Origin of the sequence: Rhodoferax sp. (genome assembly GCF_012927445.1) — a bacterium.
Classification (GTDB): Bacteria; Pseudomonadota; Gammaproteobacteria; order Burkholderiales; family Burkholderiaceae_C; genus Rhodoferax.
This window is the reverse complement of the sequence record NZ_JABBPD010000003.1, coordinates 91,518-106,089: the sequence shown is the minus strand read 5'-3', so window position 1 is coordinate 106,089 and position 14,572 is coordinate 91,518. Positions and strand designations below refer to the sequence as shown.

The 14,572-nt window shown below is 57.8% G+C and carries 11 protein-coding genes and 1 pseudogene; 8 read left to right on the top strand and 4 right to left on the bottom strand.

What is annotated here, in order from left to right:
* The 7 genes and pseudogenes from HHJ17_RS04685 (at window position 1) to HHJ17_RS04655 (ending at window position 9,890) form a co-directional block, all read left to right on the top strand.
* Window positions 1–501 (top strand): TPM domain-containing protein, encoded by a 501-nt coding sequence (locus HHJ17_RS04685; protein WP_296499829.1) that lies wholly within the window; start codon window positions 1–3, stop codon window positions 499–501.
* A 76-nt stretch (window positions 502–577) separates the two neighbouring features.
* Window positions 578–2,854: pseudogene (locus HHJ17_RS04680) on the top strand (heavy metal translocating P-type ATPase); the annotation flags it as partial.
* Window positions 2,851–3,339 (top strand): SRPBCC family protein, encoded by a 489-nt coding sequence (locus HHJ17_RS04675; RefSeq protein ID WP_296499830.1) that lies wholly within the window; start codon window positions 2,851–2,853, stop codon window positions 3,337–3,339. The pseudogene HHJ17_RS04680 and the gene HHJ17_RS04675, both read left to right, overlap by 4 nt.
* 183 nt (window positions 3,340–3,522) lie before the next feature.
* Complete coding sequence (locus HHJ17_RS04670; RefSeq protein ID WP_296499831.1) at window positions 3,523–3,747, top strand: hypothetical protein; 225 nt, start codon at window positions 3,523–3,525, stop codon at window positions 3,745–3,747.
* 112 nt (window positions 3,748–3,859) lie between these two features.
* Window positions 3,860–5,134: a TolC family protein gene (locus tag HHJ17_RS04665; RefSeq protein ID WP_296499832.1), complete on the top strand. Its 1,275-nt coding sequence runs from the start codon at window positions 3,860–3,862 to the stop codon at window positions 5,132–5,134.
* The gene (locus tag HHJ17_RS04660; protein WP_296505076.1) at window positions 5,131–6,744 is read left to right on the top strand and encodes an efflux RND transporter periplasmic adaptor subunit; all 1,614 of its coding nucleotides are present in this window, start codon (window positions 5,131–5,133) and stop codon (window positions 6,742–6,744) included. The genes HHJ17_RS04665 and HHJ17_RS04660 overlap by 4 nt, the downstream gene beginning before the upstream one ends.
* Before the next feature lie 14 nt (window positions 6,745–6,758).
* Window positions 6,759–9,890 carry an efflux RND transporter permease subunit gene (locus HHJ17_RS04655; protein ID WP_296499836.1) on the top strand — a complete coding sequence of 1,044 codons (3,132 nt, stop codon included), beginning with the start codon at window positions 6,759–6,761 and terminating at the stop codon, window positions 9,888–9,890.
* 305 nt (window positions 9,891–10,195) lie between these two features.
* Here the strand turns inward: HHJ17_RS04655 and HHJ17_RS04650 are convergent, their stop codons facing one another.
* The gene (locus HHJ17_RS04650; protein WP_296499837.1) at window positions 10,196–11,257 is read right to left on the bottom strand and encodes a tyrosine-type recombinase/integrase; all 1,062 of its coding nucleotides are present in this window, start codon (window positions 11,255–11,257) and stop codon (window positions 10,196–10,198) included.
* Window positions 11,258–11,379: 122 nt separating this feature from the next.
* Between HHJ17_RS04650 and HHJ17_RS04645 the strand changes: the two genes are divergently transcribed.
* Window positions 11,380–12,375 carry a DNA-binding protein gene (locus tag HHJ17_RS04645; protein ID WP_296499839.1) on the top strand — a complete coding sequence of 332 codons (996 nt, stop codon included), beginning with the start codon at window positions 11,380–11,382 and terminating at the stop codon, window positions 12,373–12,375.
* A gap of 305 nt (window positions 12,376–12,680) precedes the next feature.
* On the opposite strand, the gene HHJ17_RS04640 is transcribed toward HHJ17_RS04645, so the two are convergent.
* Genes HHJ17_RS04640 through HHJ17_RS04630 form a run of 3 tightly spaced genes read right to left on the bottom strand, consistent with a single transcriptional unit; the run spans window position 12,681 to window position 14,563 of the window.
* A complete protein-coding gene (locus HHJ17_RS04640) occupies window positions 12,681–13,364 on the bottom strand; it encodes an ankyrin repeat domain-containing protein (RefSeq protein WP_296499841.1) in 684 nt (227 codons plus the stop codon).
* Window positions 13,361–14,155, bottom strand: a complete 795-nt coding sequence (locus HHJ17_RS04635) for a TatD family hydrolase (RefSeq protein ID WP_296499842.1) — start codon at window positions 14,153–14,155, stop codon at window positions 13,361–13,363. The genes HHJ17_RS04640 and HHJ17_RS04635 overlap by 4 nt, the downstream gene beginning before the upstream one ends.
* A gap of 45 nt (window positions 14,156–14,200) precedes the next feature.
* On the bottom strand, window positions 14,201–14,563 hold the full coding sequence (locus HHJ17_RS04630) for a PilZ domain-containing protein (protein WP_296499843.1): 363 nt from the start codon (window positions 14,561–14,563) through the stop codon (window positions 14,201–14,203).
* Window positions 14,564–14,572: the final 9 nt, after the last annotated feature.

Here is a 14,572-nt window from a genome sequence, read left to right as displayed (position 1 = left end):
ATGAATATCCAACGCATCGTTAAGCACTTGTTAGTAACGGATGGGCAGGTCAGACGGGCCTTTCCCCACAACACCTTGGACGCGATCGAGCGGGCGATCACGGCGAGTGAAACCTCACATTCGGGTGAGATCCGTTTCGCCGTGGAAGGCGCGTTGGACGGCTTGCCATTGTTCAAGGGGCAGTCGGCCAGGGAACGAGCCATCGAGGTGTTTTCACAGCTGCGAATATGGGACACCCAGCACAACAACGGGGTATTGATTTACGTGTTGCTTGCGGACCATGCCGTGGAGATCGTCGCCGATCGTGGCATCCATGCCCATGCGGGTACAGCAACGTGGAGCGCTATCTGTCGGCAGATCGAAGCGGCCTTCGCACGGGCGGACTACCAGTCTGGCGCCCTGTTGGGCATTGAGGCGGTGGCACAGACGTTGGGGCATCACTTTCCCCAGCACGGGTTGCGCATCAATGAACTGCCTGACGAACCTGCCATGCTGCCTTGATATCACAACTACATTTATTCGGATCAGTATGAAACTACACACGCATCAGGAACCAGCGGCTGAAGTAATGCAGCCATTGAAAGATCCTGTTTGTGGCATGCTCGTCACAGAGCAATCGGAACAACGCCAGGAACACGAGGGGCGGCTCTATTACTTCTGCAGCGCGCACTGCAAGACAAAGTTCAACGCGACCCCAGCTCAATTCGCTGTGGCAACACCGGCTCCTGAGCAAGAGCAACTGGGCGCCGCCGCTGGCACGGTCTACACCTGCCCGATGCACCCGGAGGTACGCCAGGACCATCCGGGCAGTTGCCCCAAGTGCGGCATGACGCTGGAGCCAATGCTGCCCAGCCTGGATGACGACAACAACCCCGAGCTGCGTGACTTTCAGCGCCGCTTCTGGTGGACCTTGCCATTGACGGCGGTCGTCTTCGTGCTGGCCATGTTCGGCCATCGTCTGCAGTGGATGGAGATGGCGGTGCAGAGTTGGGTTGAACTGGTTCTGGCGATCCCCATCGTGCTTTGGGCCGGCTGGCCTTTCTTTGTTCGCGGCTGGCAATCGGTGGTGAATCGCAGCCCCAACATGTGGACGCTGATCGGTCTGGGCACCGGTGCCGCTTTTGTCTATAGCGTGGTGGCGACTATTGCACCGCAGGTGTTTCCGGCCTCGTTTGTCTCGATGGGACGGGTCGCCGTTTATTTTGAAGCCGCCGCCGTGATCATCTCGCTGACCCTGCTGGGCCAGGTGCTGGAGCTCAAGGCCCGTTCGCAAACGTCGGCGGCGATCAAATCCCTGCTCGGCTTGGCGCCCAAGACCGCCCGGCGTATCAAAGACGATGGAAGTGAAGAAGACGTGCCGTTGAGCCACGTTCATGTCGGCGACAAGTTACGCATCCGTCCCGGAGAAAAAGTGCCGGTCGATGGGGTGGTGGTTGAAGGCAGCAGTTCGGTGGATGAATCCATGCTGACCGGTGAACCCGTGCCGGTGAGCAAGCGCGTGGGTGACAACGTGATTGGCGCCACGCTCAACACCAGCGGCGCACTGGTCATGCGTTCAGAAAAAGTAGGCTCATCCACGGTACTCGCGCAAATTGTCCAGATGGTGGCGCAAGCCCAGCGCTCCAGAGCGCCGATGCAGCGCATGGCCGACCTGGTGGCGGGCTACTTTGTCATGACCGTCGTGGCCATTGCCGCGCTGACCTTCTTTGGCTGGGGATTTTTCGGCCCCGAGCCGAGTTGGGTTTATGGCCTGATCAACGCAGTCGCGGTCCTGATCATCGCCTGCCCATGCGCCTTGGGCCTGGCCACGCCGATGTCGATCATGGTCGCCACTGGTCTGGGTGCCACGCGGGGCGTGCTGTTTCGCGATGCCGCCGCCATCGAGAACCTGCGCAAGATCGACACCCTCATCATCGACAAGACCGGTACCCTGACCGAAGGCCGTCCGGCGTTTGACCGTGCCGTACCCGCCCCGGGCTTTGAGGCCGACGAAGTGTTGCGCCTGGCCGCCAGTCTGGACCAGGGCAGCGAACACCCGCTGGCGGAGACCATCGTACGCGCGGCCCGCGAACGCGGCCTGACGCTGGACAAGCCCGAGAATTTTGAGTCCGGTTCCGGCATCGGCGTGCGCGGCCAAGTCGCGGGGCGGCAGCTCGCTCTTGGCAATACCACGCTGATGCAGCAAATCGGCGTCTCGGTCGATGGCCTGTTGTCACAGGCCGAGGCCTTGCGTGGCGAAGGTGCCAGCGTGATGCATCTGGCGGTCGATGGTCAGTTGGCAGGCCTGCTGGCCGTGTCCGATCCGATCAAGTCCAGCACACCGGAAGCTTTGGCAACGCTGAAAGCCGCAGGCTTGCGCATCGTGATGGCCACCGGCGATGGCCTGACCACCGCCAAAGCCGTCGCGGCCCGTCTTGGCATCGACGAAGTGCATGGGGAGGTGAAACCGGCGGACAAGCTGCTTTTAGTGGAGAGACTGCAGAAGGAAGGTCGCATTGTTGCGATGGCCGGCGACGGCATCAACGATGCGCCGGCGCTGGCGAAAGCGGATGTCGGCGTGGCGATGGGCACCGGCACCGACGTGGCGATGAACAGCGCCCAGCTCACGCTGGTCAAGGGCGATTTGCGCGGCATTGCCATCGCGCGCTCGCTGTCGGAGGCTACCGTCGCCAACATGAAACAGAACTTGCTGTTCGCCCTTTTGTACAACACGCTGGGCATCCCGATTGCGGCCGGGGTGCTGTACCCGCTGACCGGCTGGCTGCTGTCGCCCATGATCGCAGCGCTGGCGATGAGTTTCAGCTCCGTGTCGGTGATCGGCAATGCGCTGCGCCTGCGACACAGTAAGGTGTGACTTTGAAGTTTCGATTCCATCGGGAGGAGACGGCCGACATCGCGGCCAGTCCCCAAGCCGTGTTCGCGTTCCTGGACGATCACAAGCGACTGGCCGCACACATGGAAAAGCCGTCGCTTATGATGGCGGGCGCCACCATGAAGATAGACACCGACAGCCGAAGGGGCCATGTAGTCGGCTCTCAAATTCGACTAAAAGGACGCGTGCTGGGCATCCCTTTGTCCGTCGAGGAGACGGTCATTGAATACGAACCCCCACTTCGCAAAACCTGGGAAACCTGTGCAGAGCCGGAGTTGCTGGTGATCGGGCGCTACCGCATGGGCTTCGAGCTGACCTCGCAGACCGACAAGACGCAACTGCGCGTGTGGATCGACTACGATCTTTCATCTGGCGTATGGGCACGCTGGTTAGGGAAAGTCCTGGGGAAAGTTTATGCGGATTGGTGTGTGACGCGCATGGTCAGAGATGCGGAGAGCGCTTTTTGATGGTTTTTTGAGCCTCCTTTTGGACTTGATGCAACGTCGTTGCGGCGTCTCATGTAACGAACGCTTGAACCTTACTTAAATGTAATCTTGCCGTCATGAGGCCGACGGTCACCAGAGCACAAACTTCAAAGCGTCTGACAACATCAGACCGTTTTCCCTTAACCCCTCGATTAAAGAAGCATCATGAAACTGCAAGCAGTCCTGTCAACCGTATTGTTCGCCACGATCGCGACCTTAAACATCAACGTTCAGGCTGCCGAGACCGTCAATGCCACACCCTCAGCCGAAGCTAAAGCGGATCAAGGTACCCAGGCCAGCCAGCCGCAAAACGCAGCGAGCGCCCCGTCTGCAATAAAGCATGCAGCGCAGGATAAATCCAAGCACTACCACCCACGCGACGGGAAATAAGTCGAGTGCTGCGGGCCACAGGTTCCCGGTATGTCAATTTTTCCCGCTCAAATGAGTCGCTAAGGTCCACTGCTTTGTCGGGCGGATTCACAAAATAATCAGGATCATTTGCATGAAATCATTCCAAGGGCGCAAGGGCCTCTTGTTCGCTGCCTTTGCGGGCGTTTGGTGCTTCGTGGCACAAGCCCAGGAAGCACCACCAGGCGCGGATGTGCAAACGCTGCTCGCTATCGCCAAGGACGCAAATCCCGACTACGCCAGCATGCGCTACGAGGCGCAGGCCGCCACCGAGCGGGTGACGCCAGCTGGAGCGTTGCCCGATCCCAAATTTCGCACCGAGTTACGCGACATCACCAGGATGGGCGAGCAGAATCCGACCCTTTCGCCCAGTGATGTCGGTAGCACCCGCTATTTACTGATGCAGGACATTCCCTGGTTCGGCAAACGCGACTTGAGGCGGGAAATCGCGGCGTTCGAAGCCGAAGGCACCCAAGGCAAGGCCATGGGAAGCTGGGCTGAGCTGGCCGCCAAGATCAAGACCGCTCACGTCCAGCGTTATTACCTGCGCGGCAATGAAAAATTGACGCAGGAAATTCTCGATTTGATTGTTCGATTGGAGAAAGTCGCGCAGGGTCGCTACGCCAGCGGTCTGGCCGCCCAGCAGGATGTCATTCGGGCTCAAATTGAGCAAACCAATATGAAGAGTGAATTGGTGGCTCTGGAAAGCGAAAGTCGGCAGGTCAATGCGCGTCTGAATGCCTTGTTGGCACGACCCGCTTCAGCGCCACTGGCGCAGCCCGAAAGACTGCGCACCTTGCCCGACGCAGCCCAGCTCGACTACGCGATGCTAGAGGAGCGTGTGCGCACCCGCAATCCGCAGTTGTTCACCGAAGAGGCGCGCCTCAAGGCGGCCGAGAAAACCCGCGACCTGACGTACAAGAACCGCTATCCCGATTTCACCTTTGGCGTATCGCCCATTCAGTACCAGGGCGCCGTCAAGGAATGGGAGTTGATGGTCGAACTCAATATCCCGCTGCAGCAATCTTCACGCCGTGCCCAGGAACGCGAGTCGGAGGCCATGCTGTCGGCCGCCAGATCGCGCAAGGAGGCTGCAGCCAATCAGGTACTCGCCGAACTCTCGCAGAGTCTGGCCGGTATCGAGGCGGCCAGACGGACCGAGGTGCTGGCAACGAAAAGTCTTCTGCCCCAGGGCGAACTGACGTTCAGTTCCGCCCTGGCCGGTTATGAGAACGGCAAGGTGGATTTTGCCACCTTGCTCGACGCCCAGCGGCAAATCCGCCAAGCTAAACAAAATCAGCTTAAGGCCCAGGCTGAAGCACAAATCCGGCTTGCCGAAATCGAAAAATTATTAGGGGAAGATTTATGAAGCAGGGCACTGGAATTGCCATTGGCGTGATCGCGGTTGCGGTGCTAGCCGCTGGCGGTGGCTACTGGTTAGGCAACAAGGTAGCTGTACCCCCGACCTCAGCTGGTACAGCGGGGACGGCCAGTGCAGCCCACGCAGCCGGGGATACTGGTAAAAAAGAGCCCAAACTCCTTTATTACCGCAACCCAATGGGTCTGCCAGACACATCTCCCACGCCAAAAAAAGATCCGATGGGCATGGACTACATTGCGGTCTACGCGGGTGAGCAGGATGAGGACCCCATTGCTGCCAATCAGATCAAAATCAGCACCGAGAAGGTTCAAAAACTCGGCGTGCGCACCGAGACCGCCCAGTTACGCACCCTGGACCGGACGGTTCGAGCAGCCGGTCGTATTGAACCTGATGAGCGACGTCTTTTTACCATTTCCCCCAAATTCGAAGGTTACGTCGAGCGCCTGTATGTGAACGTCACCGGGCAGCCGGTCGGCAAGGGTCAGCCGCTGTTCGAGGTCTACAGCCCGGAGCTGGTATCGGCCCAACGCGAATACGCGATTGCCGCGCAAGGTGTGGAGTCGCTCAAGGAGTCGGGTGCTCAAACCCAGGCGGGCATGAAGCAACTGGCCGAGTCCAGCCTGCAGCGCCTCAAAAACTGGGATATTTCGCCAGAACAGGTCAAAGCACTGGCCACCTCCGGCGAGGCGAAGCGCACGTTGACCTTCCGCTCGCCAGTGGCGGGAATCGTGATTGAGAAAAAGGCCGTGCAGGGGATGCGCTTCATGCCCGGCGAGGCGCTTTACCAGGTGGCGGATTTGTCTTCTGTCTGGGTGGTGGCCGACGTTTTTGAGCAAGACATTGGTCTGGTCAAATCCGGTGCCAGGGCCAAGGTCAACATTAACGCCTACCCGGACAAGGTGTTTAAGGGTGACGTGACCTATGTCTATCCGACCCTGAAGGCCGAGACGCGAACCGTTGCGGTACGTGTGGAGCTTGCCAACCCCGGCCTGCTGCTCAAACCTGGCATGTTCGCCCAGGTGGAACTATCGACGTCGGCCAAAGGTAAAGTAGTCACCGTACCGGTGTCTGCGGTCATTGACAGCGGCACGCGCCAGATTGTCCTGATCCAGCAAAGTGAAGGCCGCTTCGAGCCACGCGAAGTCAAGTTGGGTTCCCGCAGCGACAACTACGTGGAAGTCCTGGACGGTGTGAGGGACGGTGAACAGGTGGTAGTGGCGGCCAACTTCCTGATTGATGCGGAGAGCAATCTCAAAGCAGCAGTCGGCGGATTCGGCCACTCGGCCCATGGTGCGACAACCAAGACGGGGAACGAGGCAGAGCAGAGCCCGCCCGCCGTCAAAGCATCAGGTCATAAGGCCGAAGGAACTGTGGACAGCATTGATATGAAGACGGGCACGCTCAGTCTCAATCACGGCCCGGTCGCCAGCCTCAAGTGGCCGGCCATGACCATGGAGTTCAAGGCTGCCAACACATCGCTGCTCAAGGACTTGAAGCCAGGCGCCAAGATTGCCGTCGAGTTTGTTGAGCGTCAACCAGGCGAGTGGGTCATTACCAGTGTCAAACCGCTGGCGGCCACGCCGCACGCCGGTCACTGACCGGGAGGCTCCACATGCTGTCAAAAATTATTGAGTGGTCGGGAAGAAACCGCTTCCTGGTCTTGCTCGCCACCCTGTTTATCGTTATATGGGGCGTCTTCTCTGTCCTGCGAACACCGATTGACGCCTTACCCGACTTGTCGGATGTGCAGGTCATTGTCTACACCGAATACCCCGGCCAGGCACCGCAGGTGGTGGAGGATCAGGTCACTTACCCCTTGACCACCGCCATGCTGTCGGTGCCTAAATCCAAAGTGGTGCGCGGCTTTTCTTTCTTCGGCGCGTCCTTCGTTTACATCATTTTTGAAGACGGCACCGATATTTACTGGGCGCGCTCGCGAGTGCTGGAGTACCTCAATTTCGCGTCCGGGCGCATGCCCAAGGGCATCACGCCGCAGATCGGCCCGGACGCCACCGGTGTCGGCTGGGTTTATCAATACGCGCTGCTGGCTAAAGATAAGACGCTGGCCGAACTGCGCAGCATCCAGGACTGGTATGTGCGCTACCAGTTGACCAAGGCGCATGGCGTCGCAGAAGTGGCATCCATCGGCGGCTTTGTGCAGACTTACCAAGTGACGGTTGATCCGGTGAAGCTGCGCGCCTACAGCATCCCGCTGATGAAGGTGGCCCAGGTGATTCGCGACTCGAATCGTGATGTCGGCGGACGCGCTGTGGAGATGGCCGAGACCGAGTACATGGTGCGCGGCAAGGGCTACCTGCGTGGCAAAAGCGATATCGAAATGCTGGTGGTCAAAAGTGACAAAGGCACGCCAGTGCTGATCCGCGATATTGCACGGGTCGAACTCACGCCGGACGAACGGCGTGGCGTGACCGAACTTAATGGCGAAGGTGAAGTGGTGTCGGGCATCGCCATGGCCCGCTATGGACAAAACGCGCTGGAAGTCATCCATAACTTGAAAACCAAGATCGCAGAAATCGGCCCTGGCCTGCCCGAAGGGGTGACGGTGCAAACGGTGTACGACCGGTCTGAGTTGATTCACCGCGCGATTGAGACCCTCAAGGGAACGCTGTTGGAGGAGTCTCTCATCGTCGCGGCGGTCTGTGTCGTCTTCCTGTTGCATGTACGTAGCGCCTTGGTCGCCATCCTGATGCTACCGGTGGGCATATTGATCTCCTTCATCGCCATGCGCCTGCTCGACATGAACTCCAATCTGATGAGCCTGGGCGGCATTGCCATCGCCATCGGCGCCATGATCGACGCGGCCATCGTCATGATTGAGAATGCCCACAAACACCTGGAGCGCCTGCCGGAAGGTCATTCGAATAATGATCGGTTTGACGCCATGCTGACCGCCTGCAAAGAAGTTGGGCCAGCGTTGTTCTTCTCGTTGCTCATCATCACCGTTTCCTTCCTGCCTGTCTTTAGCCTGGAAGGTCAAGAAGGGCGGCTGTTCTCGCCATTGGCCTACACCAAGACCTTCTCCATGGCGGGCGCTGCCATGCTTTCAGTCACCTTGGTGCCCGTGCTGATGATGCTGTTCATTCGCGGCAAGATCATGCCGGAGGCCAAAAACCCGGTGAATCGGTTCTTGATTTGGGTCTATCGACCCATCATCGCCGGGGTGATGCAGTGGAAAAAAATGACTATTTTTCTCGCCTTGGTGGTCTTGGTCCTTTCGATCTACCCAGCCTCCAAGCTCGGCTCCGAATTCATGCCGACGCTCAACGAGGGCACCTTGCTTTACATGCCGGCATCGTTGCCCGGCATGTCGATCACCAAGGCGGCTGAGCTGCTGCAGACACAGGACAAGATCATCAAGAGCTTCCCAGAAGTGGCTTCGGTCTATGGCAAGGCAGGACGCGCTAATACGGCGACCGATCCGGCACCGACTGAGATGTTTGAGACGGTGATTAACCTTAAGCCGGAATCTGAATGGCGCTCTGGCATGACCACCGATAAATTGATTGCCGAACTGGATAAGGCGCTGCAATTCCCTGGCGTGGCCAATGCCTGGACGATGCCGATCAAGGCCCGCACTGACATGCTTTCCACCGGCATTCGCACGCCCATCGGCATCAAGATTTTCGGGAAGAATCTTGATGAGATGGAAAAGTTGGCCAAGCAAATCGAGGCTGTCGTAAAAACAGTACCCGGCACCACCAGTGCGTTTGCCGAGCGCATTACCGGTGGGTTTTACCTCAATATCGAACCAGACCGCGAGCAACTGGCGCGCTATGGGCTGAATGTGGGCGAGCTGCTGGATGTGGTTGGTACGGCGCTGGGCGGTGAAATGGTGACCACCACCGTCGAAGGTCGCGAGCGCTACGGCGTCACTGTGCGCTATCCGCGTGAGTTGCGAAGCGACCCGCAGCAGATTGCCCGTGAGGTGCTGATCCCCGCCATCGACGGGGCCATGATCCCCCTGGGGCAACTGGCCAAGGTGGTGATCGCCAAGGGCGCGCCCGGCATCCGCACCGAAAATGCGCTGCTCTCCGCCTACATCTATGTCGACATTCGCGACCGCGACATTGGCGGCTATGTCGCTGATGCCAAAAAGGCAGTTGAAGCCCAAGTCAAGTTCCCCAGCGGTTATTACGTGACCTGGAGCGGCCAGTTCGAGTACATGGAACGGGCCATTGAAAAAATGAAAGTCGTCATCCCGGTGACACTGCTGACCATCTTTCTGCTGCTCTATCTCAACTTCAGGCGCATTACGGAAACGTTGATCGTCATGCTCTCCGTGCCGTTCGCCCTGGTCGGCGGCGTCTGGCTGATGTGGCTGCTCAACTACAACCTGTCGGTGGCAGTGGCGGTCGGGTTTATTGCGCTGGCCGGGGTGGCGGCCGAAACCGGCGTCATCATGCTGATCTACCTCGATCACGCTTGGGAAGCTGTCAAGACGAAGTGCCGTGCGGGTGGCCGTGAACCCGGTGTAGGCGACCTCTACGAAGCGGTGATGGAAGGCGCCGTTGAGCGCGTGCGGCCCAAGATGATGACCGTGGTGGCGATCATGGCTGGCCTACTGCCCATCCTGTGGGGGACAGGCACCGGATCCGAAGTGATGAGCCGCATCGCCGCGCCGATGGTGGGCGGCATGATCTCAAGCACGGTGTTGACGCTGGCGGTGATCCCTGCGATCTACGCGCTGGTTAAACAGTGGCGCCTGAATCGCGGCATTGAGTGAACAGATATGCAAGCACGGGGGGGCCCTACACGTGCTTGCATAAATGTAATGACGTGATAGAAGTCACGTGAATCAGCACCAATACGATTCGTAATGAGGCGAGTCACAAGACTAAAAGTCAAGCAGCTTTAGTGAAGCGATCGGCTCGTGTGAAAGCAAGAATCTGATCAGACAGATTTATCTAGCCGCTGTATTCCTGCTTTGTGCACGATGCAGGCCCCACGAGCGACGCCTGAAGGACCTACATCGACCGTCGTTAGTTTCTCGAAATGAGTTTTTCAATAAATTTTGGTTGGGAACCATCCTTATTCATAAAGCCGTGCGGCGCGACTTGTTAAAGTGCTCTCAGATCGGAAATAGCCCAGCACCGTTGACACGCTGTGATGCCCGGTCATTCCCATGGTTTCGGCCAAGGGCACGTTCTGCCGCCCGGCCTCGGTTACAAATCCCGATCGCAGGGAGTGGGCCGAGAAATCACCTTCAATCCCCGCTAATGCACAGCGTTCCTTGACGATCGTGCGTACGGCGGCCGGGGAGAGCGACTCGCCGATATGCCCGCCCTTGCGAATTCTCCTGAAAATCGCCCCCTCGATGATTTGGCTGACCTGCAGCCAATCATGCAGTGCCAAACCCGCGGCCCCAAGCACCGGTTTACCATTTTCCGGCTGGTCCACCCCGGACTGATTGGTCTTGGAGTAGGCGAGGGTGTAGATAAAGTCTGTCGGTCCGACTCGCTTCAGAAACTGGATCTCCGCGCCCGCCACTTCAGAACGGCGGCGCCCGCCGCTGGCCCAGGCAAAGAAAAGCAGAGCACGGTCACGCTTGCCGCGTAAGGAGTCGTCGCAGGTGGCCAGAATCGCTTGCAGCGGATCTTTCGTCAGCGCATCCTTTTTCTGGGGCAGGGCGCCGCGCTTGGCGTAGGCCTTGCGGGTGCGCGACAGCAGCTCGCGCACCTTGGGGTCATGACACGGATTTTTCAGCTGTTTGAGCTGATGTGCTTTTGACAACACGGCGATCCGGTGCACCAAAGTGTTGTGGGCCATGGCGCCGAGTTTGCCCTTGTAACCGCCCTGAACCAGCACCTGGTCGATCTCGGCTGGCAACTCCGAAACCAGCCCTTTGAGCGTGGTGCGCTCGGCATGGTCGACGATGAACTGGAGCACGCACGGGGTTGCCACCGGCAACTGGACCATCGCACCATAACGCAGGCCGTACCAAGCGGCCCAATAACGCAAGGCGCTGCGGTAGCTGGCCAAGGTGTTTTGAGACTCGCCTTCGCGCAGCAGATCTTCGACGGCGCGCTGCGTCACATCGCTGAGCTCGGTCGGTTGCAACGCCGGGATGTTCTGAAGCACGGGTAAACGCATGATGGGTCCTGAGGCTATTAATCATTAAATCATACATATCATGTATGATGTATTACATGAAATAGTAATAAGTCACGATAATCTTTTATTATCGTCGGTAAAAATAACGATGGAGCAGGGCGATGCAATCGAAAAGTACGAGAGGTGTGCAGCAGGGAGAAGTTTGGGCCGCAGCGGACCAGTTGGTCGCCGAGGGGCTGCGCCCGACGATTGAGCGCGTGCGCCTGAAAATCGGACGCGGCTCACCCAATACGGTCAGTCCCATGCTCGATGCCTGGTTCGCCACCCTGGGGTCGCGCCTTGGTGTCACCGACGATAAGAAGCCCACCGCCGGGGAGCTACCGGCCCCAGTGCGTCATGCGGTGACCAAATTATGGGAGACAGCCTTGTTGTCAGCACAGGACGTGGCCGAACAAGGTCTGTTGCAGGCACAGCAAACCTTAGCGGCTGAGCGTACAGCGATCGAGCAGCGGGCAGCCGACTTGACCAACCGCGAGCAAGGTCTGCAGGATCGGCAAAGGGCCCAGGATGAAGTTCTGCAGGTTGCGCGTAACCAAATAGCTGATCTGGCCACGCGTCTGGAGCAGTCGCAGGCGCTGACAATTCGGCGCGATGCTGAAACTGCAGCACTTCAGTTCAAGTTATCGGATCTCGATAAACAACGCGCGGCTGACCACCGTCGCAGCGAGGAACAAATCAAGCGCCATGCGGATGAGCGACGTCAGCTGGAAGAGCACGCCACCATCACCGAACGCCGCCTGATGGCGGAGCTGGATCGGGAACGGCAAGAAACCAAGCGCCTCAAGTTGAGTATGCAACAGTCGGAACAACGTGCCGAAACAGTTGACAATCAATTTCAAGCGGAGAAGCAAACGCTGGCTCAGAAGCTGATTAATTTGGAATCAGAACTGCGATCAGAGCGCCAGGCCCTGCTGTTGGCCAATGAGCGCGCCAGTGAATTGCGAGATTTGCTAGATGAACAACGCACAGCCAATGGCGCCGCCATTGCCCAATTGAGTCAACTCCTGAGCGAGGCGACGACCCCAAAAACACCCGTAATGGTGAAGCCCAGAAAAAGAGTGAAACCCCAAGCCTCCATCCAAAGAAAACCACAATAGCAAACTGTTCAGCGCGTCAATGTATGTGCGAAAGTTAGCATGTTCAACCCGTTTTGGCTCGTTTTACCTTTTCGAGGGATGGGCAAATTTAGCCAACTTGGTCCAGGCTATCAATTGCTGCGCAACTATGCTCATAGCAGTTGTGACACCTAAGAAATTCGTAATAATTTCCGGTGTGTCACTTTTACTTCCAAAAGTGGGACATTTTTACTTCGCTGGATGCGGACGCCTTATGTGTTGCCTCTGCTGGTTCTATTTGTTTATTAACATAATATACATCGTATGAAGTACGATTCAGACTGACATCACCAGATCCCTTTAGGCTGGAGGCCTCGAATAAAGGCGGCAATGACCTCGGCGACATCAGGACGATTGGCGCGATGGGCAAAATCAATAGCGGACAAGCCCTGATCGTTCTTGAGCATTGGATCAGCACCGGCCTCCAGCAGCAGCGTTACCGCCGCCGGGGTGCCGTAGTGCGCCGCCATCATCAACGGTGTGGTGCCGTTGGGTGACGCGGCGTCAATGTAGGCATCGTTATCGAGCAACAAAGTCATCACCGCCAAATGTCCATGCGTGGCCGCGTAATGCAACGGCGCCCAGCCCGGTTTGTTGACATCAGCGCCTTTGGCGATCAGTAGCTGGCAAATCTCTGTCAGACCCTGCAGCGAAGCCAACATGAGCGGGCTTTCATCCTGCTTGCTGCGAACTTCAACATTGGTTTGGGGCCAGTCAATCAAGACGGCGGCGACTTTAAGCGAGGGCTCCCGAATCGCCAACAGCAGGCCATGTTCTCCCGCCGGATTGAGCGTATTTGCATCAAAACCCCGCTTCAGCAATGCGCTGACCGCCGCTGCTTCATCACGTTTGATGGCGATGAAATAATCGTCATATGAGCCTGCATGAGAAAAAGAATAGCTATATAAAACAATAAGATAAAGAAAACTCCTAAAGCAATACTTGATCTTTTGAAAGATGCCGACGTTCACAGAAGGACCCTTTTAAAGAGGGCCTCAAAGTTACAACTGGTGATTTCGGCAATTTGCTCCACAGGACATTTTTTGATTTCCGCCAACTGGACGGCCACCAAAGGCACCAACGAGGGATTGTTGGTTTTACCGCGGTACGGAACCGGCGCCAGGTAGGGACTGTCCGTTTCAATCAGCAGACGATCGAAAGGAACAAAGGCCGCGACATCGCGCAAGTCCTGGGCATTCTTGAACGTCAAAATGCCAGAAAAAGAAATGTAAAACCCGAGGTCCAACGCGGCACGAGCCACTTGGGCAGTCTCGGTAAAACAATGAAACACGCCACCTGCACTGCCCGCCGCGCCGTCTTCACCCTCCTCGCGCAGAATCGCCAATGTATCGTCCGAGGCCTGCCGGGTGTGAATCACCAGCGGTGAATCAAGCTGCCGCGCAGCGCGAATGTGGGTGCGAAAACGCTCGCGCTGCCATTCCATATCGGCCACCGTGCGGTCGCCCAGGCGGTAGTAGTCGAGCCCGGTTTCACCAATTCCGACCACGCGCGGCAGTTGGCCCAACGTCAACAGGTCTTGCAGACTGGGCTCAATGACGTCTTCGTTGTCAGGATGGACACCAACCGTGGCCCAAAAATTGTCGTACTGAGCGGCCAAGCCCTGAACGGCAGGAAAGTCTTCGAGTGTGGTGCAGATGCACAAGGCGCGGTCCACCTGCGCTTGGGCCATCGCCTGCCGGATGGCCGGCAGCTCAGTGGCAAACTCAGAGGAGGTCAAATGACAGTGTGAATCGGTATACATGGGGAGTCAGTTGAAGCCACCCTGCGGGCAGTGACTGAAGTGAGGTCAGATGGTTTGCGTCGGCCGATCAGAGGCCAGGTGGCCACCCAAAATTTCTTCAATCTTGAGCTTAAGCACCCGCGACTTCTCATCTTTGGGAAACGAAATGCCAATGCCCTGGGTACGACTGTTGGAAGCCTTGGCAGGCGTTACCCACGCCACTTTGCCTGCCACGGGATAGCGCTGCGGGTCTTCCGGCAGAGACAGCAACACATACACGTCATCCCCCAGCTTGTATTCGCGCGCGATGGGAATAAAGATACCGCCTTCAGAAAACAGAGGAATATAAGCAGCGTAGAGCGCCGCCTTTTCCTTGATCGCCAATTGAATGACGCTCGGGCGTGGGGTGGATGGCGTTGGGTTACTCATGGGCATCAA